This window comes from Streptosporangium heterodermiicola (assembly GCF_051390675.1).
GTDB lineage: Bacteria > Actinomycetota > Actinomycetes > Streptosporangiales > Streptosporangiaceae > Streptosporangium.
Genome location: NZ_JBPJSR010000001.1, coordinates 1 through 25387, shown reverse-complemented (window position 1 = coordinate 25387; position 25387 = coordinate 1). Strand labels below are relative to the sequence as shown.

Genomic DNA, 25387 nt, shown 5'->3' with positions numbered 1-25387 from the left:
CACACCCGCTTGACGCCAGGCCGTCTCTAGCGGGAGATTGGCCAGCGACGCTATGAACGATCTCGATATGGACTTCCTGGTCGGTTCCGACGACGAAGGTCGGTCGCGCCGAGGATCAAACACGTCCCCAGGCCGCGACTCCGGCGGGCGGCGCGGCCGCCGCAGGAAGCGCCGCCGCAACCGGGGCGGCTTCCTCGCCCCCATGCTCGCGATCATCGTCCTGATCGGCGGCGTCGGCGCCGCCGGCTTCTACGGCTACACCTGGGTCCGCGACGTGATGACCCCCGACGACTACACCGGCCAGGGGTCCGGCGAGGTCGTCGTGCAGATCAAGGAGGGCCAGAGCGCCTCCGACATCGCGCAGACCCTGCAGGAGCAGGACGTCGTGAAGAGCGTCAAGGCCTTCGTCGACGCCATCGGCGCGGCGGGCAAGAGCTCCTCCCTGCAGCCGGGCGAATACACCATGCGCAAGCAGATGGCGGCCGCCGAGGCCGTCAAGCTCCTCGACCCGGAGAAGCGGCTGCGGGAGAAGGTCACCCTCAAGGAGGGGCTGCGCCTGGTCGACACCCTCAAGCAGCTCTCCAAGGAGACGGGCAAGCCGCTGCGCGAGTTCCAGCAGGCCGCCAAGAACGTCCGCGAGCTCGGCCTGCCCCCCTACGCCAAGGGCAAGCTGGAGGGCTACGCCTTCCCGGCCACCTACGAGATCACGCCCAGGATGACGGCCTCGGAGATCCTCACCAGGATGGTCGACCGCTTCAACCAGACCGCCGACAAGGACGACCTCCAGGGCAAGGCCAAGGCCCTCGGGCACACCTCGCACGAGATCATGACGATCGCCAGCATCGTCCAGGCCGAGTCCGGCAGCAAGGACGACATGGGCAAGGTGGCCCGCGTCATCTACAACAGGCTCGACCGTGACCCGCCCCTCAAGCTGTCGATGGACAGCACGGTGATGTACGGGCTGAACAAGTACGGCATCGAGTCCTCCCACAAGGACCTGGAGAGCATCTCGCCCTACAACACCTACAGGCACCTCGGCCTGCCGCCGGGGCCGATCGCCAACCCGGGAGACGACGCCATCCAGGCGGCCCTCAACCCCACCAAGGGCGACTGGCTCTTCTTCATCACCACCTGCCCGGCCAAGGGCATCACCAAGTTCGTCTCCACGGAGTCGGAGTTCTTCGTGCTCAAGCAGGAGTACGAGAGGAACAAGGTGAACGGGTGCTGAGGGCGGCGGTCCTGGGATCGCCGATCGTCCACTCGCTCTCCCCGCACCTGCACCGCGCCGCCCACCAGGGCATGGGACTGCTCGACTGGCGCTACGAGGCGATCGAGTGCGGCGAGGAGGGGCTCCCCGGCCTCCTCGCCGGGCTGGACGGCGACTGGGCGGGGCTCTCGCTCACGATGCCGCTCAAGCGGGCGGTGATGCCGCTGCTCGACACCGTCTCCGACCTCGCGGTCCAGGTGGGCGGTGTCAACACGGTGATCCTGCGCGACGGCGCCAGGCACGGGCACAACACCGACGTGTACGGCGTCGTCCAGGCGCTCGCCGAGGCGGGCGTGCCCCCGCCGCGGGCGGCGACCGTCCTCGGCGGCGGCGCGACGGCGGCCTCCGCGCTGGCGGCCCTGCGCGAGCTGGGCCTCGACGAGGCGATCCTCGTGGTCCGCGACCCGGCCAGGGCGTGGGAGACCGCGGAGGTCGCCGAGCGGCTGGGCATGTCCCTGTCGGTACGAACCCTCGACAAGCTCGACACCGCGCTGGAGGTCGACCTGGTCGTCTCGACCCTGCCCTCCGGCGCGGCCGACGACCTCGCAGGGACGCTGGCGGATGTGCCCGCCCTCTTCGACGTGGTCTACGCGCCCTGGCCCACCCGGCCGGCGGCGGCCGTGGCCGGCCGGGGCGGGATCGTCGTCGGCGGCTTCCCGATGCTCCTGCACCAGGCGGTCCGGCAGGTCGAGATGATGACCGGCCGCGCGGACGTGCCGGTGGAGGCGATGCGCGAGGCGGGAAAGGCCGAGATCGTCAGGCGTGCCGCCCCGGCGGGATGATTCTGCGTGAGCGGGCTGTTGTGGTAGAGTAACGACTCGATCGGTCCGGCGTGCCTGCTGGACGCGCAAGCGGAGGTCGTCCTCCCACCTCGTCGACCGCAAGGCTGACAGGTCAGGATCACGACCGGGGTGAATCCCCGGGGAGCTTACGGCGTGAAGCCTTCGAGTTCATGTGGCCCCGCATGCGTGACGTGCGGGGCATCTTGCGTTCGAACGCCCTCAACAGGGTGTGCGTTCTACGACCTCCCGGCACGATCGAGCATGTTGCGGCCTCCTCCAGGACGGCCGCGGATCGCAACCTAGGAGGCCCCATCAGCGCCGAGCCCCGCATCAATGACCGCATTCGCGTGCCCGAGGTCCGCCTCGTCGGCCCGAACGGCGAGCAGGTGGGCATCGTCTCCATCGGCGATGCCTTGAAGCTGGCTCAAGAATCCGATCTCGACCTGGTCGAGGTCGCGGCAACGGCCCGCCCGCCCGTGTGCAAGCTCATGGACTACGGCAAGTTCAAGTACGAGTCCGCGATGAAGGCACGCGAGGCGCGCCGTAACCAGGCGTACACCATCATCAAGGAGATCAAGCTCCGGCCGAAGATCGACCCGCACGACTACGAGACCAAGAAGGGTCACGTGGTGCGGTTCCTCAAGGCCGGCGACAAGGTCAAGGTCACCATCATGTTCCGCGGCCGGGAGCAGTCCCGGCCGGAGCTGGGCTTCCGGCTCCTGCAGCGGCTGGCGGAGGACGTGACGGAGCTCGGCTTCGTCGAGTCCCAGCCCAAGCAGGACGGCCGAAACATGATCATGGTGATCGGCCCGCACAAGAAGAAGGCCGAGGCCAAGGCCGAGAAGGCGGCGGCCAAGGCACGGCATGACGAGACCCCTTCGGGTGACGGACCGGCCGCCGGCGAGACGCACGTCAACGACGAGGTGTCCGTCAGCGGAGCGGTGGCGGCTCCGCAGGAGTAACTCGCATAGCCTGGATCGTCAGGTAGTCGCGAGATCAGTCCGAGACCGGGTCCGGTCTCGTAGTCAGGCACGCCCTTGACTTGGGTTACCGGCCCGGGACATCGGCACGATCGAGGGAGAGACGGCTGAGATGCCGAAGATGAAGACGCACAGCGGTGCGAAGAAGCGGTTCAGGCTCACGGGTTCCGGCAAGCTTGTGCGCCGTCGCGCCAACCGTGCGCACTACAACGAGCACAAGCCGTCCACCTTGACGCGTCGTCTCAAGCCCGAGGTCGTGCTCTCCGACGCCGACTCCAAGAAGATCAAGAAGCTGCTCGCTAAGTAACCGCCCCCGGGGAGATAGATACACATGGCACGCGTGAAGCGGGCGATCAACGCCAAGAAGAAGCGCAAGGTCGTTCTCGAGCGGGCGAAGGGCTACCGGGGTCAGCGATCCAGGCTGTACCGCAAGGCCAAGGAGCAGATGCTCCACTCGATGACGTACGCCTACCGCGACCGCAAGGACCGCAAGGGCACCTTCCGCCGTCTCTGGATCCAGCGCATCAACGCCGCTGCCCGCCAGAACGGCATCACCTACAACAGGCTCATCCAGGGCCTGCGGCTCGCCTCCATCGAGGTCGACCGCAAGATCCTCGCCGACCTCGCGGTCAACGACGCCGCCACGTTCGCGACGCTGGTCGAGGCCGCCAAGAAGGCGCTCCCGGCCGACGTGAACGCGCCGGTCGCCGGCTGAGCGAGACACTGACGACCGTGCGGCCCGCAGCGATCACGCTGCGGGCCGCATTCGCATTCTTGGGGTTCTTGGGGGACGGGCATGGCCGGGTCTGAGCTGACCAACATCAAGTCGCCGCGGGTCAAGGCCGCGCGGAGGCTGACGAAGCGGGCCTTCAGGGACCGCGACCGTTCCTTCCTGGCGGAGGGGCCGCAGGCGGTCCGCGAGGCGCTCGCGCTGGACGGCGTCGTGGTGGAGCTGTTCGCCACGGCCGAGGCCGAGCTGCGTCACGCCGACGTCGTCGCCGCCGCCACCGCCGCGGGGGTGCCGCTGCACCGGGCCAGCGGCGAGGTCATGGCCGAGCTGGCCCAGACCGTCACCCCCCAGGGGCTGCTGGCGGTGTGCCGTTTCGTGCACGTGCCCCTGGACGCCTCCGTCGTCTCCGGCTCCAGGCTGGTGGCGGTGCTGGCCCACGTCCGCGACCCCGGCAACGCGGGCACCGTCCTGCGTACGGCCGACGCGGCGGGCGCCGACTCCGTCGTCTTCACCGACGCCTCCGTCGACCCCTACAACGGCAAGTGCGTGCGGGCCAGCGCCGGCAGCCTGTTCCACCTCCCGGTCAGCACGGGCGTCCCGGTGGCGCGGGCCGTGGAGCGCCTGAAGGGGTCAGGGCTGCGGGTGCTCGCCGCCGACGGCGCGGGCGAACAGACCCTGGACGACGTGGACCTGTCGGGACCGACGGCCTGGATCTTCGGCAACGAGGCGTGGGGGCTTCCCGAGGAGATCCTGAAGCTGGCCGACGAGGTCGTCAGGGTCCCCATCTACGGACGGGCCGAGAGCCTGAACCTCGCGACCGCCGCCGCGGTCTGTCTGTACGCATCTGCCCGTTCTCAGCGCACCGGTGCCGGCTCCGCGTGAGGCTCCCCGCCCGGCGAGGCTGCCGTACGGTGCGGGAAACCCGCTATTGTCGGCCATGTAGCGTCGAGGAGGCGGGGTCGTGCACGGCGAACACACCGGCGAGCGGAGCACCGATGCCGCTTCTGTGATCGACGTCGACGAGCTTCCCGACGGCCTCGTGGTGACCGACGGCGACGGCCACGTGCTCACCGTCAACCGGGCCGCGGCCCTGCTGACCGGCGTCACCCGCGAGCGGGCCGCGGGGCGGCACCTGCGCGACGTGTTCTCCTTCCGCGACCACGACGGGCGCGACTGGTGGAAGTGGCTCGACACCTACGGCGGGCTCTCCAGCCGCGCCCGCCAGCCCGAGCTGCCGCTGCGCACCCCCGGCGGCCAGGAGCTGCTGGTGGCCGCCCGCCTGGTGCGCGAGCCCCGGCGGGGCGGCGAGGTCGTCCGGGTGGTCATCACGCTGCGTGACGCCGGGGCCCGCGCCCGCCTGGAGCGCAGCCGCGCCGACCTGGTCTCCACCGTCGCCCACGAGCTCCGCTCCCCGCTGACCAGCGTGAAGGGGTTCACCGCGACCCTGCTGGCCAAGTGGACCCGCTTCACCGACGACCAGAAGCTCGTCATGCTGGAGACCGTCAACGCCGACGCCGACCGGGTCACCCGGCTGATCACCGAGCTGCTCGACGTCTCGCGCATCGAGTCGGGGCGGCTGGAGATCCACCGCCAGGTGGTCGACGTCCCGGCCAGGATCTCCAGGATCATCGCGGGACGGGTGGCGGCCGGGGAGCCGGAGGGCCGCTTCGTGCTGCAGGTGCGCGGCGAGCTGCCCGAGACCTGGCTCGACCAGGACAAGATCGACCAGGTGCTCGCCAACCTGATGGAAAACGCGGTGCGTCACGGGCGCGGTACGGTGACAATAGTCGTCGAGCCGAGCGAATGGGGAGTGACCGTGTCCGTCCGCGACCAGGGGGAGGGCATCCCGCCCGAGCTGGTCACGCGCGTCTTCCGGCAGTTCTGGCGGGGCAACGCCCGCCGCCGTGGCGGCACCGGGCTCGGCCTGTTCATCGTCAAGGGGCTGATCGAGGCGCACGGCGGCACCATCTCCGTGCAGCGCGGGCCCGAGGGCGGCGCCGAGTTTCGATTTATGGTGCCCACCGGCACCCCCGACTTCGCCTGATCGCGAATGTCGGCCCGGTGGGCTCATCCGACTAGACTCATGGCCGCTCAAGCCCTGGATTCGGAGCTCTCTCTTGTCAAACTACGACCCGGTCGAGGTGACCCCGCTGCACGCCGACGAGATGGCGCGCATGCGGGCCGACGCGCTCGACGCCGTCAAGGCGGCGCGCGACCTCGAAGAACTCAAGCAGGTGCGCCTCGCGCACGCCGGTGACCGCTCACCGATCGCCCTGGCCAACCGCGAGATCGGCGCGCTGCCCCCGGCGGCCCGCTCCGAGGCGGGCAAGCGAATCGGCGGCGCCCGCAAGGCGGTCGCCGACGCCCTCGCCGAGCGGCAGGCGCAGCTGGAGGCCGAGCGCGACGAGCGGGTCCTCGTCGAGGAGACCGTCGACGTCACGCTGCCCTCCGCCCGCGCGCCCCGCGGCGCCAGGCACCCGCTGACCACCCTCCAGGAGCGCATCGCCGACGCCTTCGTCGCGATGGGCTACGAGGTGGCCGAGGGCCCCGAGCTGGAGGGGGAGTGGTTCAACTTCGACGCGCTGAACATTTCCGCCGACCACCCGGCGCGCTCGGAGCACGACACCTTCTTCGTGGAGTCGGTCGACTCCGGCAAGGTGCTGCGCACCCAGACCTCTCCCGTCCAGATCCGGGCGCTGCTCGGCAGGGAGCTCCCGGTCTACGTGATCTCGCCGGGCAAGGTGTTCCGCACCGACGAGCTCGACGCCACCCACACCCCGGTCTTCCACCAGGTCGAGGGCCTGGCGATCGACGAGGGCCTGACCATGGCCCACCTCAAGGGCACCCTCGACCGGTTCGCCGAGGTCATGTTCGGCGAGGGCATCACCACCCGGTTCCGGCCCAACTACTTCCCGTTCACCGAGCCCTCCGCCGAGATGGACCTGAAGTGCTTCGTCTGCCGGGGCGCCTCGGCGGTGCCCGGCAACCCGCCCTGCCGCACCTGCAAGTCGGAGGGCTGGATCGAGTGGGGCGGCTGCGGCATGGTCAACCCGCGGGTGCTCATCGCCTGCGGCGTCGACCCCGCCCGCTACAGCGGCTTCGCCTTCGGCATGGGCGTCGAGCGCACCCTGATGTTCCGCCACAACGCCGAGGACATGCGCGACATGGTCGAGGGAGACGTCCGCTTCACCCTTCCCTTCGGAATGGAGGTCTGATGAAGGTCCCGCTTTCATGGCTGCGGGAGTACGTCGATCTCCCCGCCGTCACGGCGCACGAGATCGCCGAGAAGCTCACCGCCGCCGGGCTCAAGCTTGAGTCCGTCGTCTCCTACGGCCACGACATCAAGAACGTCGTCGTGGGCGAGGTGCTCTCCATCGAGACGCTGGAGGGGTTCAAGAAGCCCATCCGCCACTGCCAGGTCGAGGTGGGGGAGGCCGCGCCGCGCGAGATCGTCTGCGGCGCGACCAACTTCGAGGCCGGCGACCGCGTCCCGGTCGCGCTGCCCGGCGCCGTGCTGCCCGGCGGATTCGAGATCGCCTCGCGCAAGACCTACGGGCGGCTGTCCGACGGCATGATCTGCTCGGAGGCGGAGCTCGGCGTGGCCGACTCCTCGCCCGGCATCCTCGTGCTGCCCGCCGGCACCCCGATCGGCGTGGACGTGGTCGAGCTGCTCGGCCTGCGCGACGACGTGATCGAGCTGGAGATCACCCCGGACATCGGCTACGCCCTCTCCATCCGGGGCGTGGCCCGCGAGGCCGCGACCGCCTTCGACTCGGCGTTCATCGACCCCGCCGACGTCTCCCCGCCCGTCGCGGCGGGCCCGTCCTACCCGGCCTCGATCGCCGACCCGACGGCCTGCGACCGCTTCGTGCTCCGCGAGATCCGCGGGTTCGACCCGTCCGCGCCGAGCCCGCTGTGGATGCGCGCGCGGCTCTCCCGGGCCGGCATGCGCCCGGTCTCGCTCGCCGTCGACGTCACCAACTACGTCATGCTGGAGCTCGGCCAGCCGCTGCACGCCTTCGACGCGGCCAGGCTGACCGGCGAGATCGTGGTGCGCAGGGCCGAGCCGGGCGAGACGCTGGAGACGCTCGACCACGTGGTCCGCAAGCTCCACCCCGACGACATCCTGATCACCGACGGGTCGGGCGCGATCTCGATGGCCGGCACCATGGGCGGCCTGCACACCGAGATCTCCGACGCCTCCGCCGACATCGTGATCGAGGCGGCCCACTTCTCCGCCAGCGGCACCGCGCGCATGTCGCGCAGGCACAACCTGGTCAGCGAGGCCTCCAAGCGCTTCGAGCGGGGCGTCGACCGGGAGCTGCCGCTGTACGCCTCCTGGCGCGCGGCCCGGCTGCTCGCCGAGCTCGGCGGCGGCACGATCCAGCCGGGAGTCACCCACGCCGAGGTGGAGGTCGAGCCGGTCCACGTCGCCATCCCGAGCGACTACCCCGGCAGGGTCGCGGGCACCGCCTACGACCGCGAGACGGTGATCCGCCGCCTGGAGCAGGTCGGCTGCACGGTCGAGAGCACCACCGCCGGGACCGGCCCGGTGACGGGCGGCACGGGCGGCGGTACCGCGGCCACCGGAGACCCCGCCTCAGCCGGGATCGCCGCGAGGCTCGCGGTCACCGGTGACGACATGCTGGCGGTCACCCCGCCCTCGTGGCGGCCCGACCTGACCGACCCGAACGACCTCGCGGAGGAGGTCATCAGGCTGGAGGGCTACGAGAACCTGCCCTCGATCCTGCCCGCCGCCCCCGCGGGCGCCGGGCTCAGCGAGAGCCAGCGCCTGCGCCGCCGGGTCGGCCGCGCCCTCGCCGCCGCGGGCTACGTCGAGATCCTCGCCTACCCGTTCAACGGGGAACGCGACTTCGACAACCTGCAGCTGCCCGCCGGTGACGCGCGCCGCCTGGCCGTACGGCTGGCCAACCCGCTCAGCGAGGACGAGCCGCTGATGCGGACGACCCTGCTGCCCGGCCTGCTCAAGACGCTGGTCCGCAACGTGGGCCGGGGCTTCGGCGACGTGGCGCTGTTCGAGGCGGGCCTGGTCTACCGGCCCTCGTCCGGCGCGCCCGCCGTCGCCCCCGTGCTGGGCGTCGACCGCAGGCCGACCCCGGAGGAGCTCGCCTCGATCGAGGCCGCGCTGCCCGCCCAGCCGCTCCGGGTCGGGGCGGTGCTGGCCGGGGAGTTCGAGCCGTCCGGCTGGTGGGGCAGGGGGCGCGCGGCCGGCTGGGCGGACGCCGTCGAGGCGGCCCGGGTGGTGGCCGCCGAGGCCGGGGTCACCCTCGACGTCCGCGCGGACCGGCACGAGCCCTGGCACCCGGGCCGCTGCGCCGCGCTGTACGCCGGTGACGTGCTCGTCGGCCACGCGGGTGAGCTGCACCCGCGCGTCGTCGAGGCATACGGCCTGCCCCCGCGCACCTGCGCGATGGAGCTGGAGCTGACCCGGCTGGAGCCGCTGACCGCGGGTCCGCCGCAGGCCCCGGCGATCTCCGCGTACCCGGTCGCGGGGCAGGACGTCGCGCTCATCGTCGACGCGGCGGCCCCGGTGGCCGCCGTGGAGGCGGCGCTGCGCGAGGGAGCGGGCCCGCTGCTGGAGTCGATCCGGCTGTTCGACGTCTACACCGGCGCCCAGGCCGGCGAGGGCAAGAAGTCCCTCGCCTACTCGCTGCGCTTCCGGGCGCCCGACCGGACGCTCACCGTCGAGGAGACCACTGCGGCCCGCGACGCGGCCGTGGCCCTGGCCGGGGAGCGCACCGGCGCGCGGCTGCGCGGCGTCTGACCGGTTCACGAGGGGGCCCGGGGCGTGTCCCGGGCCCTTCTCGCCGTACCGGGCCGGATGGTTCGCGGTCCGGGTGGGCCGGGATGTTCGAGGTCCGGGTGGATTCTCCTTCGGGAGGCGACGATGAGATACCCGCCGGTCGCCCGGAGCGGTGGAGGGTCTTTTACCGGGAGAGGACGATGAGGCATCTGCTGGTGTTCGCCGGGCGCGACGACGCCGAGGAGGTCGCCGAGACCGTGGCCGGGGAGTTTCCGCTGGTCGGCGTGCCCGCGGTGGTCAGGGAGACCCTCGCCGGCGAGGACGACGCCGAGGACGCCCAGTGGCTTGTGGTGGTCGAGGACCCCTCCGGCGCGCTGCCGCCGGAGGGCGTGGCCCGCCTGGAGGCGCTGGCCGAGGAGTACGACGGCTGGCGCGAGAGCGGGTGACGCCCGGACCTCGCCCGGACCTCGCCCGGACCTCGCCCGGACCTCGCCCGGACCTCGCCCGGACCTCGGCCGGACGCCGTGTCGTTCGGGGAACCGGCCGTGGGGTCCGAGGTCAGCAGGAACGTCAGCCTCGGCCGGACGCCGTGTCGTTCGGAGAACCCGGCGTCCGCCGGTCCCGGTCGGGTCGGTCGCCCGCCGGCCCGGGTCAGGCGCGGGCGGCCTCCTCGCGGCGGGCGCGCTCCCTGATCGCGTGCTCGTCGACGCGGGCGTCGTAGGTGCGGAACTTCGGTAGCAGCGCGGCCATCGCGGCCACCGCGCCGACGCACAGCAGGCCGCCGACGCCCAGCGAGAAGCGGGTGCCGCCGATGCCGGCCATCAGACCGGCCCTGGCGTTGCCGAGCATCGGGCCGCTGGTGTAGGAGAGCAGCTCGATGCCCGCCAGGCGGCCGCGGAACTCGTCGGGGATGGTCTGGTTCCAGATGGTCGAGCGGAAGACACCGCTGATCATGTCGGCGGCCCCGGCCACGGCGAGGAAGGCGAAGATGCCCCAGACGCTGGGCATCAGCGAGGCCAGTGCCACCGCCACCCCCCACACGGCCGCCGCGATGATCACGCCGAGGCCGTGCCGGTGCACGCGCGCGGTCCAGCCGGAGGTGACCGAGGCGATCAGCGAGCCGATGGCCGAGGCCGAGAAGAAGAGCCCCAGGGCCTCGTGGGCGCCCAGCTCGTCGGCGAGGAACGGATACAGCGCGGTGGAGAACGCGAAGACCATCGCGGCGACATCGACCAGGTAGGTGCCCATCAGGTCGGAACGGCCCACGGCGTAGCGGACCCCCTCGACCAGGGACCTGATCGAGGCCGCCTGGGTGTTCTCGGGCCGCGGCTGGGCCCGGACCATCCAGAGCAGGACCAGGGAGGCGAGGAAGGTCACGATGTTGATGCCGTACGCGACGGCGACGCCGTACCAGGCCGCGATCAGGCCGCTGAGGCCCGGGGCGACGATGGCGCCCAGGTTCCAGCGGAAGGCGCCGAGGGCGGCGGCCGCGGTCAGCTGGTCGTGCCTGACCACGCGCGGCATCAGCGACTCCAGGCTGGGCCGCTGCAGGCTGCCCAGCCCGGCCGAGAGGGCGCCGACCACGTACAGCACCCAGACCTGCGGGTTGGGCAGCAGCGCGTTGACGGTCAGGATCGTGACCGTGACGCAGAGGCCGACCTCGGTGAGAAGGATGATCTTGCGCCGGTCGAGGGCGTCGGCGATCGCCCCGCCCCAGAGCCCGCACACCACCATCGGGACGAACTCGGCCACGCTGACCAGGCCGACCGCCAGGTAGGAGCCGGTGAGCTCCTTCATCTGCAGCGGCACCGCGACCAGCGTCAGGAAGGTGCCGAACATCGTGATGACGCCGGAGCCGAAGAGCAGCCGGAAGTCGCGCGAGTCGCGCAGAGGGCTGAGGTCCATCGCCAGACGGCGGAGCAGGGTCTTGATCGGTCGATCGGCGTTTTCCGGCACGAACAGCTAGTTTCAATGGTGATCTACGCGAAGGCAAATCATTTTCCGGCAGGTCACCGGCCTGCCGTCGCCGGGGGCGGCGCGAAAAGCCGCACCCGGCGCCGGACGCCCGCGGGAAGACGGGTGACAGGGCGACCGGGCGGGGCGACGGCGACGGTGACAACGACGGTGGCGGTGGCGGCGACGGACGACGGGGGAGCCGGGCCTCAGGGGCCCAGGACCTCCTGGCGCAGCCGGGTCTTGAGGATCTTGCCGCCGGGGTTGCGGGGGAGTTCCGTCTCGCGCGCCCAGAACCTGACCGGCACCTTGAAGTGGGCGATCCGCTCGCGCAGGAAGGCCCGCAGCTCCTCGTCGGTGACCGGGGACGACAGCCGGACCACCGCGCCGACCTCCTCGCCCAGCTCGTCGTGGGGGATCCCGATGACCGCGGCGTCCTCGACCGCCGGGTGCTCGAACAGGGCGGCCTCGACCTCGGCGCAGTAGACGTTCTCGCCGCCGCGGATGACCATGTCCTTGGCCCGGTCCACGATGAACACGAACCCGTCCTCGTCCACCCTGGCCAGGTCGCCGGTGTGCAGCCAGCCGCCGACGAAGGTCTCCGCGGTGGCCTCCGGCCGGTTCCAGTAGCCCAGGATGACGTTCGGGCCGCGCAGGCAGAGCTCGCCGACCGTGCCGACCGGCAGCTCGCCGCCGAGGGGGTCGGCGATCCTCACCTCGACCACGGCCATCGGCAGGCCGATGCTGTCGGGCTTGGCCAGGTAGTCGGCTCCGGCGTTGCTGATGGCGAGGGCGGTGGTCTCGGTCATGCCGTACCCGTTGGAGGGGGCGCGGTTGGGCAGCTGCTCGGTGATGCGCTCCAGCAGCTTCGGCGGGGCGGGGGCGCCGCCGTACCCGAGGCCGCTGAGGCTGGAGATGTCGTACTTGTCCAGGTCGGGGTGGGACAGGAGCTGCCACACGTTGGTGGGCACGCCGGTGAGGCCGGTGATCCTCTCGCGCTCGATCAGCTCCAGCGCGCGGCCCGGGTCCCACTTGTACATCAGCACCAGGCCGCCGCCGGTGAACATGGTGGTGGTCATCACCGCGAAGCAGCCGGTGACGTGGAAGAGCGGCACGGTGAGCAGGGTGACGCGGCGCTGCCCGGCCGCGTCGCCCGGGTCCTTGCCCGCCTTGATCACGGCGCGGTACAGGCCGTAGGCGACGGTCATCGGCGACTGGCCGAGGTTGCGGTGGCTGCCGAGCGCGCCCTTGGGACGGCCCGTGGTGCCGGAGGTGTAGAAGATCGTCGCGGGGTCCTCGGGGGAGAGCTCGACCGGGGGCAGCGTCACGTCCGCCGTCACCTCGCCCAGCACGTCCGCGAAGGAGCGGGCGCCCGCGGGCGTCTCGCCCCGGGTCACGATCAGCGCCGGCGCCAGGTCCGCGAGCCCGGCCGCCCGCTCGCCGTCGGCGATCAGCACCTTGGCCCCCGAGTCCGACAGCCCGTACTCCAGCTCCTGCGGCGTCCACCACGCGTTGAGCGGCACGGCTATCGCCCCGGCGGCCAGCGCGGCCGAGAAGGCGATCACCCACTCGGGGTAGTTGCGCATGACGATGGCCACCCGGTCGCCCTTGACCACGCCGTACTCGTCCACCAGGCGCCGCGCGAGCGTGGCGGCCCGCCGGAAGTGCTCCTCGTAGGTGAGGTGCTCGTCCTCGTAGGTCAGGAAGACCTTGTCGCCGTGGAACCTGCTCGTCTCCAGGAGGGCCCGGAAGTCGCGGGGCGCGTGCTTCCAGGTTCTGACGGTCCCGCCGTGGCTGAGGACCTCCTCCGTCTCGAAAAGCTGCCCCGGGGCGGTGAGCTGGGCCTGGACCTGGGCGTGGGTGACAGTCATGCGTTCGTACTCCCGGAGGTGAAGGGGCCGGAACCGTCACGATACCGACCGGTAGGTACGCGCAACAGTGCCGAAACATGACGGATGGTCTCGTGCCCTCGTTCACAAGCTGGTAAAGCAGGGTCTTCTTGGTTTTCACGCCCCGTGATGTACTTCTGAACAGCCAGGCCCACTCTTACCGGCTTGCATGACAATCCTCCGCGATGCATAATCTCTCTAGTAAGTCCATGAGTAACAATGCATAAGCATGCAGACACCGGGGGGACGGATGAGAGCGGCGATCGCGGGTGCCAGCGGCTACGCCGGAGGTGAGCTCCTGCGCCTGCTGCTGTCCCACCCCGGCATCGAGATCGGCGCGCTGACCGCGGCGTCGAGCGCGGGCACCGCCCTCGGCGCCCACCAGCCACACCTGGCCCCGCTGGCCGGCAGGATCCTGCAGGAGACCGGCGCCGAGACCCTCGGCGGCCACGACCTCGTCTTCCTCGCCCTGCCGCACGGCCAGTCGGCCGCCGTCGCCGAGCAGCTCGGCGACGACGCCCTCGTGGTCGACTGCGGCGCCGACTTCCGGCTCGCCGACCCCGCCGCCTGGGAGCACTTCTACGGCGGCGTCCACGCGGGCACCTGGCCGTACGGGCTGCCCGAGCTGCCGGGACGGCGCGAGGAGCTGCGCGCCACCCGGAGGATCGCCGTGCCGGGGTGTTACCCGACGGCCGTCACCCTGGCCATGTTCCCCGCCTTCGCCGCCGGCCTCGTCGAGCCCGACGTGGTGGTGGTCGCCGCCAGCGGCACCAGCGGGGCGGGCCGGGCGCCCAAGCCGAACCTCCTGGGCAGCGAGGTGATGGGCTCCGCCAGCGCGTACGGCGTCGGCGGCGTCCACCGGCACACCCCGGAGATGGAGCAGAACCTCTCCCCGCTGGCGGGCGGGCCGGTCACCGTCTCCTTCACCCCCGTGCTCGTACCGATGAGCCGCGGCATCCTCGCCACCTGCACCGCCCCCGCGAGGCCCGGCCTCACCCAGGCGGTCCTGCGCGAGGCCTACGAGGTCGCCACCAAGGACGAGCCGTTCCTGCGGCTGCTCCCCGAGGGCCAGTGGCCCGCGACCTCGATGACCCTCGGCGCCAACACCGCCGCCCTCCAGGTCGCCCTGGACGAGCGCGCGGGCCGCGTCGTCGCCGTCGTCGCCATCGACAACCTCACCAAGGGCACGGCCGGTGGCGCGATCCAGAGCGCCAACCTCGCCCTCGGCCTGCCGGAAGAGCTCGGCCTTCCTCTCAACGGAGTCGCCCCATGAGCGTGACCGCCCCTCTCGGCTTCCGCGCGGCGGGCGTCGCCGCCGGGATCAAGTCCAGCGCCGCCCGCGACCTGGCGCTGGTCGTCAACGACGGTCCCTCGCGCGCCGCCGCCGGGGTCTTCACCGCCAACCGGGTGAAGGCCGCGCCGGTCCTGTGGTCCGCCCAGGTGGTGGCCGGGGGCCGGGTCCACGCCGTCGTCCTCAACTCCGGCGGCGCCAACGCCTGCACCGGGCCGCTCGGCTTCCAGGACACCCACGCCACCGCGGAGAAGGTCGCCGGAGCCCTGGGAGACTCGGCCGGGGAGATCGCGGTCTGCTCCACCGGCCTGATCGGCGAGCGGCTGCCGATGGACCCGCTGCTCGCCGGGGTCGACCTCGCGGTCTCCCAGCTCGCCAGGGACGGCGGCCTGGCCGCGGCCGACGCCATCCGCACCACCGACACCATCTCGAAGATCTCCTTCAGGAAGGGCGCGGGCGGCTACATGGTCGGCGGCATGGCCAAGGGCGCGGGCATGCTCGCCCCCGGCCTCGCCACCATGCTGTCGGTGATCACCACCGACGCCGACCTGTCCGCCGAGCAGCTCGACGCGGTGCTCCGCAAGGTGACGCGGGTCACCTTCGACCGGCTCGACGCCGACGGCTGCATGTCCACCAACGACACCGTGCTGCTGCTGGCCAGCGGCGCCTCGGGAGTCGTCCCCGACCTCGCCGAGTTCGAGCAGGTCCTGCTGGCGGTCTGCGCCGACCTCGCCCGCCAGCTGCTGATGGACGCCGAGGGCGCCTCCAAGGCGATCGCCATCGAGGTCGTCGGCGCCGCCTCCGAGGACGACGCGGTCACCGTCGGCCGCGCCGTCTCCCGCTCCAGCCTCTTCAAGTGCGCCATCTACGGCGAGGACCCCAACTGGGGCCGGGTCCTGTCGGCCGTCGGCACCACCGACGCCGTCTTCGAGCCCGAGCGGCTCAACGTGGCCATCAACGGCATCTGGATCTGCCGGGGCGGCGCCGCGGGCGACGACCGCTCCAAGGTCGACCTCACCCCGCGCGAGGTGACGATCACCATCGACCTGTCGGCCGGACCGCACGCGGCGACGATCCACACCACCGACCTCACCGCGGCGTACGTCCACGAGAACTCGGCGTACTCCTCATGAGCCGCGCCGAGACGAGACGCGCCGAGGCCCTGAAGAAGGCCGCCACGCTGATCGAGGCGCTGCCCTGGCTCGCGAGCTTCCACGGCGCGACCGTCGTCATCAAGTACGGCGGCCACGCGATGACCGAGGAGCACCTGCGCGAGAAGTTCGCCGCCGACGTCGTCTTCCTGCGCTACGCCGGGCTGCGGCCGGTGATCGTGCACGGGGGAGGGCCGCAGATCAACGCCCAGCTCGACCTGCTCGGCATCGAGTCCACCTTCACCGCCGGGCTCAGGGTCACCACCCCCGAGGCCATGCAGGTCGTCAGGATGGTCCTCGTCGGCCAGGTCAACCGCGACGTGGTCGGCCAGGTCAACCGGCACGGGCCGTTCGCGGTCGGCATGTCCGGCGAGGACGCCCACCTGTTCACCGCCGTACGCAAGCACGCCCTCGTCGACGGCGTCGGCGTCGACATCGGCCAGGTCGGCGACATCGTCAGGGTCGAGGCCGGAGCCGTGCGGGCCCTGCTGGACGACGGGCGGATCCCGGTGGTCTCCTCCATCGCGCGCAGCGAGGACGGCACCGTCTACAACGTCAACGCCGACACCGCCGCCGCCGCGCTCGCCGTGGCGCTCCGGGCGGCCAAGCTGATCATCCTGACCGACGTCGAGGGCCTGTACCGCGACTGGCGCCCCGACGCCGACGAGAACGAGATCATCGAACAGCTGTCGGCCACCGAGCTGGAGAAACTCCTGCCGGGACTGTCCAGCGGCATGATCCCCAAGATGGAGGCGTGCCTGACCGCCGTCCAGGGCGGCGTGCCACGGGCCCACGTGCTCGACGGCAGGGTGCCCCACTCGGTGCTGCTGGAGGTCTTCACCGACGAGGGCATAGGAACCATGGTGCTGCCGGACGCCCCCGAGGCGGCCGCCGCGCCTGAGCCGGTCAGGCGGCGGCCGGAGGCCCCCGCCCAGCTGAAGGAGAACGACCAGTGAGCCCGCAGGACAGTTCCGCAGGAGAGGCGCTCGCCAGGCGCTTCGAGGCCGCCTTCATGCCCAACTACGGCGTGCCCCCGGTGGCGCTGGCCCGCGGCGAGGGCGCGAGGGTATGGGACGTCGACGGCCGCGAGTACCTCGACCTGATCGGCGGCATCGCGGTCAGCTCGCTCGGCCACGCCCACCCCGCACTGGTGGAGGCCGTCTCCCGGCAGGTCGCCACGCTCGCCCACACCAGCAACCTCTTCCTGCACGAGCCCGAGGTGCTGCTCGCCGAGCGCCTGCTCGGCCTGCTCGGCGCCCCGGCCAGGGTCTTCCTCAGCAACTCCGGGACCGAGGCCAACGAGGCCGCGCTGAAGCTCTCCCTCAAGTACGGCAAGGCGAACGGCCGCACCTACTTCGTGGCCGCGGAGAACGGCTTCCACGGCCGTACCCTCGGCGCGCTCGCCCTCACCGGCAAACCCGCCATCCGCGACCAGTTCGGGCCGTTCCCGATCGACGTCCGCTTCGTCCCATACGGCGACGCCGACGCGCTCAAGAACGCGGTCACCGACGAGTGCGCCGCGGTCTTCCTCGAACCCACCCAGGGCGAGGCGGGGGTCGTGCCCCCGCCCGAGGGCTACTTCGCGGCCGCCAGGGAGATCTGCGACGTCACCGGCGCGCTGCTGGTCGCCGACGAGATCCAGTCGGCGATCGGCCGCACCGGGCACTGGTTCGCCCACCAGCACGAGGGCTTCCTGCCCGACGTGCTCACCCTGGCCAAGGGGCTCGGCGGCGGCCTGCCGATCGGCGCGTGTATCGGCTTCGGCGCGGCGGGCACCCTCTTCGCCCAGGGCGACCACGGGTCCACCTTCGGCGGGAACCCCGTCTCGGCCGCCGCCGCGCTCGCCGTGCTCGACACCATCGACAAGGACGGCCTGCTGGAGCGCGCCGGCACCGTCGGCGCCGAGCTCGCCGAGGGCGTCGCCGCGATCGGCCACCCGCTGCTCGCCGACGTCCGCGGCCGGGGCCTGTGGCGGGCCGTCGTGCTCACCGGCGCCCGCTCCGCCCAGGTCCAGGCCGCCGCCCAGCGCGCGGGCTTCCTGGTCAACGCCCTCCAGCCCGACGCGGTACGGCTCGCGCCCCCGCTGGTGATCACCTCGGCCCAGGTCGCGACCTTCGTCGCCGCGCTCCCCGCCATCCTCGACGAGGCCGCAGATGCCCAGTGACCTCGCCGGACGGGCACACGTCAGGCACTTCCTGAAGGACGACGACCTCTCGCCCGCGGAGCAGGCCCAGGTGCTCGACCTGGCAGAGGCCGTGAAGAAGGACCGCTACGCCTACCGGCCCTTCGAGGGGCCGCAGACCGTCGCCGTCCTCTTCGACAAGCACTCCACCCGCACCCGCGTCTCCTTCGCGGTCGGCATCGGCGAGCTCGGCGGCCTGCCCCTGATCCTCGACGCCGGATCCTCCCAGATGGGCCGGGGCGAGTCGATCGAGGACACCGCCCGTGTCCTGGAGCGCCAGGTGGGCGCCATCGTGTGGCGCACCTCGGGCCAGGAACGGATCGAGGCGATGGCCTCGGCGTCCTCGGTGCCGGTGGTCAACGCCCTCACCGACGAGTTCCACCCCTGCCAGATCCTCGCCGACCTGCAGACCGTCAGGGAGCACTTCGGCAGGACCGCGGGCGTCACGCTCGCCTACTTCGGCGACGGGGCCAACAACATGGCCCACTCCTACCTGCTCGGCGGAGCCGTCGCCGGCATGCACGTGCGGGTCGCCACTCCGGCCGGATACCTGCCCGACCCGGAGATCCTCCGGCGCGCCGCCGAGGTCGCCGCGGAGACCGGCGGCTCGGTCGCCGTCCTCGCCGACCCGGCCGAGGCCGCCGCGGGCGCGGACGTGCTCGCCACCGACACCTGGGTCTCCATGGGACAGGAGGGCAAGGAGCAGCGGATCGCCGACCTCATGCCGTACCAGGTCAACGCCGCGCTGCTGGGCCGGGCGGCCCCCGGCGCCGTCGTCCTGCACTGCCTGCCCGCCTACCGCGACCTGGAGATCACCGCCGAGGTCCTCGACGGCCCGCGGAGCCTGGTGTGGGACCAGGCGGAGAACCGGCTGCACGCCCAGAAGGCCCTGCTGCACTGGCTGGTCGCGGTGGCGGGCCGGGACACCGGGTACGGCTCCTCGCGCGGCGGCGACGCGTCCGGAGGCGGGTGACCCGCATGGCGATCCCGATGACCAAGGTAGCCCGCCAGGCGCGGATCACCGACCTCCTGCAGCGGCAGCCGGTCAGGTCCCAGCCCGAGCTGGCCAAACTCCTGCTGGAGAGCGGGGTCGAGGTCACCCAGGCCACCCTCTCCCGCGACCTGGACGAGCTCGGCGCGCTCAAGCTGCGCGCCGAGGACGGCTCCCTGGTGTACGCGCTGCCGGGTGAGGGCGGCGGCCGGATAAGGCTCGCCAGGCTCGGCACCGGCGAGTCACCGGCCGCGAGGCTCGGCAGGCTCGCGGAGGAGCTCCTCGTCTCCGCCGAGGCCTCCGCCAACCTGGTCATCGTCCGCACGCCACCCGGCGCCGCCCAGTTCCTCGCCTCCGCCATCGACCACGCCGACTGGGAGTCCATTCTCGGCACGGTCGCGGGGGACGACACGATCCTCGTCATCAGCCGCGACCCGCTGGGCGGGGCGGCGGTCGCGGAAGCACTGCTCCGGCACGCCGACCGACGTATTTAGCCCGCTCAGGCGGGCCATCCCCGGCGGCACCCGACAGTCGTGACGGCTGTATCCAATGCCCGTGACGGCTGTGCCCGACAGCCGTGACAGCGGCATTCAACGCTCGTGACGGCGGCATCCGACAGCTGTGACGGCGGTTATCCGACGTCCGTGACGGCTGTATCCAATGCCCGTGACGGCGGCATCCGACAGCCGTGACGGCATCGTCCGGCACCTGTGACCAATGAAGATCCTGGAGATACCCATCATGACCGATCGGGTCGTACTCGCATTCTCCGGAGGCCTGGACACCTCCGTCGCCATTCCCTTCCTCGCCGAGAAGACCGGCGCCGAGGTCGTCGCCGTCGCCGTCGACGTCGGCCAGGGCGGCGAGGACATGGAGGCCATCCGCAAGCGCGCCATCGACTGCGGCGCCGTGGAGTCCGTCGTCGTGGACGCCCGCGAGGAGTTCGCCACCGACTTCTGCGTGCCCGCGCTGCAGGCCAACGCCCTCTACATGGACCGCTACCCGCTGGTGTCCGCCCTGTCGCGGCCACTGATCGTCAAGCACCTGGCCGCGGCGGCCAAGGAGTTCGGCGGCACCCACGTCTCGCACGGCTGCACCGGCAAGGGCAACGACCAGGTCCGGTTCGAGGCCGGGCTGGCCGCCCTGTACCCCGAGCTCAAGGTCATCGCCCCGGCCCGCGACTACGCGTGGACCCGGGACAAGGCGATCGCCTACGCCGAGGAGAAGAGCCTGCCGATCGAGACCACCAAGAAGAACCCGTACTCCATCGACCAGAACATCTGGGGCAGGGCCGTCGAGACCGGCTTCCTGGAGGACATCTGGAACGGCCCGATCGAGGACGTCTACGCCTACACCGCCGACCCGGCGCAGCCGCGCGAAGCCGACGAGGTCGTCGTCAGCTTCGTCAAGGGCGTCCCCGTGGCGCTGGACGGACGGCACCTCACCCCGTTCCAGGTCATCGAGGAGCTCAACCGCCGCGCGGGCGCCCAGGGCGTCGGCCGCCTCGACATCGTCGAGGACCGGCTCGTCGGCATCAAGTCCCGCGAGGTCTACGAGGCACCCGGCGCCATCGCCCTGATCACCGCCCACATGGAGCTGGAGAACGTCACCGTCGAGCGCGACCTCGCCCGTTTCAAGCGGTCGGTGGACCAGCGCTGGGGCGAGCTCGTCTACGACGGCCTCTGGTTCTCCCCGCTCAAGAAGGCCCTCGACACCTTCGTCGCCGAGGCCCAGGAACACGTCACCGGCGAGATCCGGATGACCCTGCACGGCGGCCGGGCCACCGTCACCGGGCGCCGCTCAGAGGCGTCGCTGTACGACTTCAACCTCGCCACCTACGACACCGGCGACACCTTCGACCAGTCCCTGGCCAAGGGCTTCGTCGAGCTGTGGGGCCTGCCCTCCAAGATTGCCTCTGCCCGGGACGCCCGGCTGGGCCGATTGGGCTAAGGTCGCGGATTGAATGGGGAGGGAGAACAACGGTGACTGATGGTGGCAAGCCCATGCGGCTGTGGGGCGGCCGGTTCGAGGGAGGTCCGGCCGACGCGCTGACCAGGCTCTCGGTGAGCGTCCACTTCGACTGGCGGCTGGTGCCGTACGACCTGCTGGCCTCGCGCGCGCACGCCAGGGTGCTGCACCGCGCGAACCTGCTGAGCGACGACGAGCTGGCGCGCATGATCGGCGCCCTGGACGACCTGGAGCGCGCCTGCAAGGAGGGCGAGTTCCGGCCGACCGTCGCCGACGAGGACGTCCACACCGCGCTGGAGCGCGGCCTGCTGGAACGCCTCGGCACGCTCGGCGGCAAGCTCCGAGCCGGTCGCAGCCGCAACGACCAGGTCGCCACCGACCTGCGGCTCTACCTGCGCGACCATGTCAGGCACATCGTGTCCCGGCTGGTGGAGCTGGAGACCGCGCTGATGAGCCAGGCCGAGGAGCACGCCGAGACGGCGGCCCCCGGCATGACCCACCTGCAGCACGCCCAGCCGGTCTCCTTCGGCCACCAGCTCCTGGCGCACGTGCACGCCTTCGCCCGCGACATCGACCGCCTGCGCGACTGGGACCGGCGCGCGGCCGTCTCCCCGCTGGGCGCGGGGGCGCTGGCCGGATCCTCCCTGCCGCTCGACCCGCAGGCCGTGGCCAGGGAGCTCGGCTTCGACTCCGCCGCGCCCAACTCGATGGACGCCGTCGCCGACCGCGACTTCGCCGCCGAGTTCCTGTTCGACGCGGCGATGATCGGCGTGCACCTGTCGAGGCTGGGCGAGGAGATCGTCCTGTGGGCCTCGCAGGAGTTCCGCTGGATCGAGATGGACGACGCCTACTCCACCGGCTCGTCGATCATGCCGCAGAAGAAGAACCCCGACGTGGCCGAGCTCGCCCGGGGCAAGAGCGGCCGTCTCATCGGCAACCTCATGTCGCTGCTGACGACGCTCAAGGGCCTGCCGCTGACCTACAACCGCGACCTGCAGGAGGACAAGGAGCCGGTGTTCGACTCCGTCGACAGCCTGCTGCTCGTCCTGCCCGCGATGGCCGGGCTCGTCGCGACCATGCGCGTCAACACCGCCAAGCTGGAGAGCTCGGCCCCCGACGGGTTCGCCCTCGCCACCGACCTGGCCGAGCTGCTGGTCCGCAGGGGCGTCGCCTTCCGCGAGGCCCACGAGGCGGTCGGGCACCTGGTCGTCTGGTGCCAGGTCAACGACAAGGACTTCGGCGAGCTCACCGACGAGGAGCTGGCCAAGGTCTCGCCGCACTTCACGCCCGACTCCCGCGAGGTCCTCTCGGTGCCCGGCGCGCTGGCCGCCCGCAAGGCGCACGGCGGCACGGCCCCCGACCGGGTCCGTGACCAGCTCATCGCGCTGCGGGAGATCGTCGACGCCCAGGCCGCCTGGGCGAGCGGAAGCTGATGTCCGGCGACGGCCGTCCGGTCATCGGGGTATCGGGTGACGCTCGCGGGGCCGTCCGGGAACCGGGTGACGGCCGTCCGGTCGCGGGGCGGGCGGGCGTTGGCCACCTGGCGACCGGGGATCTGGACGGTGGCCGCCTGGTCATCGAGGGCCTGGCTCGTGGCGGTTCCGTCGTCAGGGGCCTGGTCCGTGGCGGCCTGGTCGCCGAGGGCCCGGACGATGGCTGTTCGGTCACCGGTGATCCGGGCGGTGGTTGTTCGGTGGCCGACAGCCTGGGGGTTGACCGTTCGGCCGCCGAGGGCCGGAGCGGTGGCCGTCTGGTCGCCGGGAGCCTGGGCGATGGTCGCTGACGAGGACGGCGGGCGACCGCCCGCCGCGGCCGCGCCGCTGACCCGCGACCTCTTCGACCGGCCCGCCCCCGAGGTCGCCCCCGACCTGCTGGGACGGGTGCTCGTGCACGGGCCGGTCGCGTTGCGGATCACCGAGGTCGAGGCGTACGGGGTGCCGGGCGAGGATCCCGCGTCGCACACCTACCGGGGCCGGACGCCGCGCAACGCGGTGATGTTCGGCCCGCCGGGCCACCTGTACGTCTACTTCACGTACGGCATGCACTTCTGCGCCAACCTCACCTGCCTTCCCGAGGGGATCGGCTCCGGGGTGCTGCTGCGGGCCGGAGAGGTGATCTCCGGTGTCGAGACCGCCCTGGCCCGCCGGAGCGCGGGAAGCGCCCGTCCCGTCAGGGAAGCCGATCTCGCCAGGGGACCGGCACGACTGGCGGTGGCGCTCGGCCTCACCCGTGAGCACAACGGGCTCGACGCCTGCGGTCCCGGATCACTCTCCGTGGTCGAGGGCGAGCCGGCCAAGGCGTCGTCCATCCTGTCGGGGCCGCGCACCGGGGTCTCGTCGGGGAAGGAGACGCCGTGGCGCTTCTGGATCGAGGGTGATCCCACGGTCTCTCCGCACCGCCCGCACGTCCCGCGCCGCCGATAGGCCACGCGTGCCCCGGCGCCCTCGCCCCTCCTCTCGCCGGCCGCCTCGCGCGCGAGGGTTTCGAGTGGCGCGAGGGTGCCGTGATCGGGCAGGGTGTACGAGAGCGCTGAAAGTCCCTTCGAGCATTGGAAAGCAAGGATCGTGACCGACATTCTGGATGACCTCGCCTGGCGCGGCCTGATCGCGCAGTCCACCGACATCGACGCCCTGCGCGCGGCGATGGCCGAGGGTCCGATCACGGTCTATTGCGGCTTCGACCCGACCGCCCCCTCCCTGCACGTCGGCAACCTGGTCCCGCTGCTGACCCTCACCCGCATCCAGCGGGCGGGCCACCGGGCCATCGGCCTGGTGGGCGGCGCGACGGGCCTGATCGGCGACCCCAGCGGCCGGAGCACCGAGCGCTCGCTCAACTCCTCCGACGTCGTGGCCGAATGGGTGTCGCGGATCCGTGTCCAGGTGGAGAAGTTCCTCGACTTCTCCGACGAGAAGGCCGGGATCCTCGTCAGCAACCTCGACTGGACGGAGGGCATGTCCGCGATCGACTTCCTGCGCGACGTCGGCAAGCACTTCCCGGTCAACCGCATGCTCGCCCGCGAGTCGGTCTCGGCCAGGCTGGGCGGGGACGGGCTCAGTTACACCGAGTTCAGCTACCAGATCCTGCAGGCCAACGACTACCTGGAGCTGAACAGGCGCCACGGCTGCACGCTCCAGATCGGCGGCAGCGACCAGTGGGGCAACATCACCGCGGGAACCGACCTCATCCGCCGGGTGACGGGCGGCCACGTGCACGCCCTCACCGTGCCGCTGATCACCAAGGCCGACGGGACCAAGTTCGGCAAGACGGCCGGCGGCGCGGTCTGGCTCAACCCGGAGATGACCTCCCCGTACGCGTTCTACCAGTTCTGGCTGAACGCGGACGACCGTGACGTGGTGAAGTTCCTCAAGATCTACAGCTTCCGGTCCCGTGAGGAGATCGAGGGGCTGGAGAAGGCGGCCGCCGAGCGGCCCGCCGGGCGCGAGGCGCAGCGGGCGCTCGCCGAGGAGTTCACCACGCTGCTGCACGGCGCCGACGAGTGCGCCGCGGTGATCGCCGCCTCGGCGGCCCTGTTCGGCCAGGGGTCCCTGGAGGAGCTGCCCGCGCGCACGCTGGGGGAGGCCCTCGCCGAGGTGCCGCGCGCGGAGGTGCCCGCGCTGGGGGCGTCCTTCGTCGACCTGCTCGCCGAGAGCGGCCTGGTGAAGTCGAAGTCGGAGGCGCGCCGCGCGGTGAAGGAGGGCGGCGCCTACCTCAACAACGTCAAGGTCACCGACGAGGCGTACGTGCCGTCCGCCGACGACCTGCTCCACGGGCGCTTCCTGGTGCTGCGCCGTGGCAAGCGTTCCGTCGGCGGTGTCGAGATCGTCACGCCCTGACCCTTCGAGATCGTCGAGCTCTGGTTCCTCCGTTCTTCATGGTTCTTGGGGCCCGGGTGCTCGGCGGCTCCCGGTGTCGTTCCGAGCTTCCGCGTCATCCTGGCCTTCCGCCAGGTCAGCGGCCTGAGCCGGAGCGTCTGACGTCCCGGCTCAGGCCGGGACGTCAGCTGTCCCATCGCGTAACGTTCCGGTAGCAAACGCTCCTGTTTTCCTTAAGGAACTGCGCTGACCTGCGGTTTTGCCAAGCGTGGCTGATTTGACGATGTTCCGAAGGGCGCATAATCTTTCCAATGCCCCGGAGCGAGCCGGACGCCGATCGGCGGACGGGCCCAGGGCCACTCCACCTGAAACGAACCTGAGCGTTCGGACTCCGCGTAGGTCACCGGAAAATCGGTTGATTCGCTGTGGCCTGGATGACACGGTAGGTTCAGGGGGCCGCCTTGGAAGCGAGGCAAACGAGAATCCTAGCAAGTTTGCAGGTTTTGTGACAAACGGCTGATAGCTAGCAATTTGACACAATCTTGACAGGCCTGTACGGTTTAAATACGAAATGGAACGCCCCGGAGTTCTGCTCGGCTGGTTGGCCGGGTCTGGGTGATGGTGTAC

Annotated in this window: 23 protein-coding genes; 21 read left to right on the top strand and 2 right to left on the bottom strand. The window is 71.5% G+C overall.

Annotation, left to right across the window (positions count from 1 at the left end; all coding sequences use genetic code 11):
- Positions 1-52: 52 nt before the first annotated feature.
- The 10 genes from mltG (at position 53) to ACSC1Q_RS00070 (ending at position 9969) form a co-directional block, all read left to right on the top strand.
- Entirely contained in the window at positions 53-1228 is a 1176-nt protein-coding gene (gene mltG / locus ACSC1Q_RS00115; RefSeq protein WP_436756561.1) for an endolytic transglycosylase MltG, read from the top strand.
- Positions 1225-2049, top strand: coding sequence for a shikimate dehydrogenase (locus ACSC1Q_RS00110; RefSeq protein ID WP_436757218.1), 825 nt, complete (start codon positions 1225-1227; stop codon positions 2047-2049). The genes mltG and ACSC1Q_RS00110 overlap by 4 nt, the downstream gene beginning before the upstream one ends.
- 347 nt (positions 2050-2396) lie before the next feature.
- Positions 2397-3011, top strand: coding sequence for a translation initiation factor IF-3 (gene infC / locus ACSC1Q_RS00105; RefSeq protein ID WP_436756560.1), 615 nt, complete (start codon positions 2397-2399; stop codon positions 3009-3011).
- Positions 3012-3141: 130 nt separating this feature from the next.
- Positions 3142-3336 (top strand): 50S ribosomal protein L35, encoded by a 195-nt coding sequence (gene rpmI, locus ACSC1Q_RS00100; protein WP_030920046.1) that lies wholly within the window; start codon positions 3142-3144, stop codon positions 3334-3336.
- A 24-nt stretch (positions 3337-3360) separates the two neighbouring features.
- Entirely contained in the window at positions 3361-3744 is a 384-nt protein-coding gene (gene rplT, locus ACSC1Q_RS00095; protein ID WP_012892552.1) for a 50S ribosomal protein L20, read from the top strand.
- Between the two features lie 81 nt (positions 3745-3825).
- Complete coding sequence (locus ACSC1Q_RS00090; protein WP_436756559.1) at positions 3826-4641, top strand: TrmH family RNA methyltransferase; 816 nt, start codon at positions 3826-3828, stop codon at positions 4639-4641.
- Positions 4642-4720: 79 nt separating this feature from the next.
- Positions 4721-5803, top strand: a complete 1083-nt coding sequence (locus ACSC1Q_RS00085) for a sensor histidine kinase (RefSeq protein ID WP_436756558.1) — start codon at positions 4721-4723, stop codon at positions 5801-5803.
- Between the two features lie 121 nt (positions 5804-5924).
- The gene (pheS, locus tag ACSC1Q_RS00080) at positions 5925-6974 is read left to right on the top strand and encodes a phenylalanine--tRNA ligase subunit alpha (RefSeq protein WP_436757217.1); all 1050 of its coding nucleotides are present in this window, start codon (positions 5925-5927) and stop codon (positions 6972-6974) included.
- Entirely contained in the window at positions 6974-9544 is a 2571-nt protein-coding gene (locus ACSC1Q_RS00075; protein WP_436756557.1) for a phenylalanine--tRNA ligase subunit beta, read from the top strand. Before pheS ends, ACSC1Q_RS00075 begins: the two co-directional genes overlap by 1 nt.
- A 179-nt stretch (positions 9545-9723) precedes the next feature.
- Positions 9724-9969: a hypothetical protein gene (locus ACSC1Q_RS00070; protein ID WP_436756556.1), complete on the top strand. Its 246-nt coding sequence runs from the start codon at positions 9724-9726 to the stop codon at positions 9967-9969.
- Positions 9970-10174: 205 nt separating this feature from the next.
- Here the strand turns inward: ACSC1Q_RS00070 and ACSC1Q_RS00065 are convergent, their stop codons facing one another.
- Both ACSC1Q_RS00065 and ACSC1Q_RS00060 read right to left on the bottom strand, forming a co-directional pair.
- Positions 10175-11479, bottom strand: coding sequence for an MFS transporter (locus tag ACSC1Q_RS00065; protein ID WP_436756555.1), 1305 nt, complete (start codon positions 11477-11479; stop codon positions 10175-10177).
- A 206-nt stretch (positions 11480-11685) separates the two neighbouring features.
- Positions 11686-13347 (bottom strand): class I adenylate-forming enzyme family protein, encoded by a 1662-nt coding sequence (locus tag ACSC1Q_RS00060; protein WP_436756554.1) that lies wholly within the window; start codon positions 13345-13347, stop codon positions 11686-11688.
- Positions 13348-13615: 268 nt separating this feature from the next.
- Here ACSC1Q_RS00060 and argC point away from each other — a divergent pair, with 268 nt between their 5' ends.
- The 11 genes from argC (at position 13616) to tyrS (ending at position 24781) form a co-directional block, all read left to right on the top strand.
- Positions 13616-14638: an N-acetyl-gamma-glutamyl-phosphate reductase gene (gene argC, locus ACSC1Q_RS00055; RefSeq protein WP_436756553.1), complete on the top strand. Its 1023-nt coding sequence runs from the start codon at positions 13616-13618 to the stop codon at positions 14636-14638.
- Positions 14635-15789 (top strand): bifunctional glutamate N-acetyltransferase/amino-acid acetyltransferase ArgJ, encoded by a 1155-nt coding sequence (gene argJ / locus ACSC1Q_RS00050; protein WP_436756552.1) that lies wholly within the window; start codon positions 14635-14637, stop codon positions 15787-15789. Before argC ends, argJ begins: the two co-directional genes overlap by 4 nt.
- Positions 15786-16763, top strand: a complete 978-nt coding sequence (gene argB / locus ACSC1Q_RS00045) for an acetylglutamate kinase (protein ID WP_436756551.1) — start codon at positions 15786-15788, stop codon at positions 16761-16763. The genes argJ and argB overlap by 4 nt, the downstream gene beginning before the upstream one ends.
- A 56-nt stretch (positions 16764-16819) precedes the next feature.
- Complete coding sequence (locus ACSC1Q_RS00040; RefSeq protein ID WP_436757216.1) at positions 16820-17971, top strand: acetylornithine transaminase; 1152 nt, start codon at positions 16820-16822, stop codon at positions 17969-17971.
- Positions 17961-18962, top strand: coding sequence for an ornithine carbamoyltransferase (gene argF, locus ACSC1Q_RS00035; RefSeq protein WP_436756550.1), 1002 nt, complete (start codon positions 17961-17963; stop codon positions 18960-18962). Before ACSC1Q_RS00040 ends, argF begins: the two co-directional genes overlap by 11 nt.
- A 5-nt stretch (positions 18963-18967) precedes the next feature.
- The gene (locus ACSC1Q_RS00030) at positions 18968-19474 is read left to right on the top strand and encodes an arginine repressor (RefSeq protein WP_436756549.1); all 507 of its coding nucleotides are present in this window, start codon (positions 18968-18970) and stop codon (positions 19472-19474) included.
- 247 nt (positions 19475-19721) lie between these two features.
- A complete protein-coding gene (locus ACSC1Q_RS00025; RefSeq protein WP_436756548.1) occupies positions 19722-20930 on the top strand; it encodes an argininosuccinate synthase in 1209 nt (402 codons plus the stop codon).
- A 53-nt stretch (positions 20931-20983) separates the two neighbouring features.
- Positions 20984-22381, top strand: coding sequence for an argininosuccinate lyase (argH, locus tag ACSC1Q_RS00020; protein ID WP_436757215.1), 1398 nt, complete (start codon positions 20984-20986; stop codon positions 22379-22381).
- The gene (locus ACSC1Q_RS00015) at positions 22381-22731 is read left to right on the top strand and encodes a hypothetical protein (RefSeq protein WP_436756547.1); all 351 of its coding nucleotides are present in this window, start codon (positions 22381-22383) and stop codon (positions 22729-22731) included. The genes argH and ACSC1Q_RS00015 overlap by 1 nt, the downstream gene beginning before the upstream one ends.
- Positions 22721-23371 carry a DNA-3-methyladenine glycosylase gene (locus ACSC1Q_RS00010; protein ID WP_436756546.1) on the top strand — a complete coding sequence of 217 codons (651 nt, stop codon included), beginning with the start codon at positions 22721-22723 and terminating at the stop codon, positions 23369-23371. Before ACSC1Q_RS00015 ends, ACSC1Q_RS00010 begins: the two co-directional genes overlap by 11 nt.
- 141 nt (positions 23372-23512) lie before the next feature.
- Positions 23513-24781: a tyrosine--tRNA ligase gene (gene tyrS, locus ACSC1Q_RS00005; RefSeq protein WP_436756545.1), complete on the top strand. Its 1269-nt coding sequence runs from the start codon at positions 23513-23515 to the stop codon at positions 24779-24781.
- Positions 24782-25387 lie beyond the last annotated feature (606 nt).

What these genes read in the sequence shown, in the direction of transcription:
- argJ (WP_436756552.1), top strand. Translation starts at nt 14,635, where the DNA reads ATGAGCGTGACCGCCCCTCTCGGCTTCCGCGCGGCGGGCGTCGCCGCC.
- ACSC1Q_RS00075 (WP_436756557.1), top strand. Translation starts at nt 6,974, where the DNA reads ATGAAGGTCCCGCTTTCATGGCTGCGGGAGTACGTCGATCTCCCCGCC.
- ACSC1Q_RS00040 (WP_436757216.1), top strand. Translation starts at nt 16,820, where the DNA reads ATGCCCAACTACGGCGTGCCCCCGGTGGCGCTGGCCCGCGGCGAGGGC.
- mltG (WP_436756561.1), top strand. Translation starts at nt 53, where the DNA reads ATGAACGATCTCGATATGGACTTCCTGGTCGGTTCCGACGACGAAGGT.
- ACSC1Q_RS00025 (WP_436756548.1), top strand. Translation starts at nt 19,722, where the DNA reads ATGACCGATCGGGTCGTACTCGCATTCTCCGGAGGCCTGGACACCTCC.
- argC (WP_436756553.1), top strand. Translation starts at nt 13,616, where the DNA reads ATGAGAGCGGCGATCGCGGGTGCCAGCGGCTACGCCGGAGGTGAGCTC.
- argH (WP_436757215.1), top strand. Translation starts at nt 20,984, where the DNA reads ATGCGGCTGTGGGGCGGCCGGTTCGAGGGAGGTCCGGCCGACGCGCTG.
- ACSC1Q_RS00060 (WP_436756554.1), bottom strand. Translation starts at nt 13,347, where the DNA reads ATGACTGTCACCCACGCCCAGGTCCAGGCCCAGCTCACCGCCCCGGGG.
- argB (WP_436756551.1), top strand. Translation starts at nt 15,786, where the DNA reads ATGAGCCGCGCCGAGACGAGACGCGCCGAGGCCCTGAAGAAGGCCGCC.
- rpmI (WP_030920046.1), top strand. Translation starts at nt 3,142, where the DNA reads ATGCCGAAGATGAAGACGCACAGCGGTGCGAAGAAGCGGTTCAGGCTC.
- ACSC1Q_RS00070 (WP_436756556.1), top strand. Translation starts at nt 9,724, where the DNA reads ATGAGGCATCTGCTGGTGTTCGCCGGGCGCGACGACGCCGAGGAGGTC.
- ACSC1Q_RS00010 (WP_436756546.1), top strand. Translation starts at nt 22,721, where the DNA reads ATGGTCGCTGACGAGGACGGCGGGCGACCGCCCGCCGCGGCCGCGCCG.
- ACSC1Q_RS00090 (WP_436756559.1), top strand. Translation starts at nt 3,826, where the DNA reads ATGGCCGGGTCTGAGCTGACCAACATCAAGTCGCCGCGGGTCAAGGCC.
- rplT (WP_012892552.1), top strand. Translation starts at nt 3,361, where the DNA reads ATGGCACGCGTGAAGCGGGCGATCAACGCCAAGAAGAAGCGCAAGGTC.
- ACSC1Q_RS00030 (WP_436756549.1), top strand. Translation starts at nt 18,968, where the DNA reads ATGGCGATCCCGATGACCAAGGTAGCCCGCCAGGCGCGGATCACCGAC.
- argF (WP_436756550.1), top strand. Translation starts at nt 17,961, where the DNA reads ATGCCCAGTGACCTCGCCGGACGGGCACACGTCAGGCACTTCCTGAAG.
- ACSC1Q_RS00015 (WP_436756547.1), top strand. Translation starts at nt 22,381, where the DNA reads ATGTCCGGCGACGGCCGTCCGGTCATCGGGGTATCGGGTGACGCTCGC.
- pheS (WP_436757217.1), top strand. Translation starts at nt 5,925, where the DNA reads ATGGCGCGCATGCGGGCCGACGCGCTCGACGCCGTCAAGGCGGCGCGC.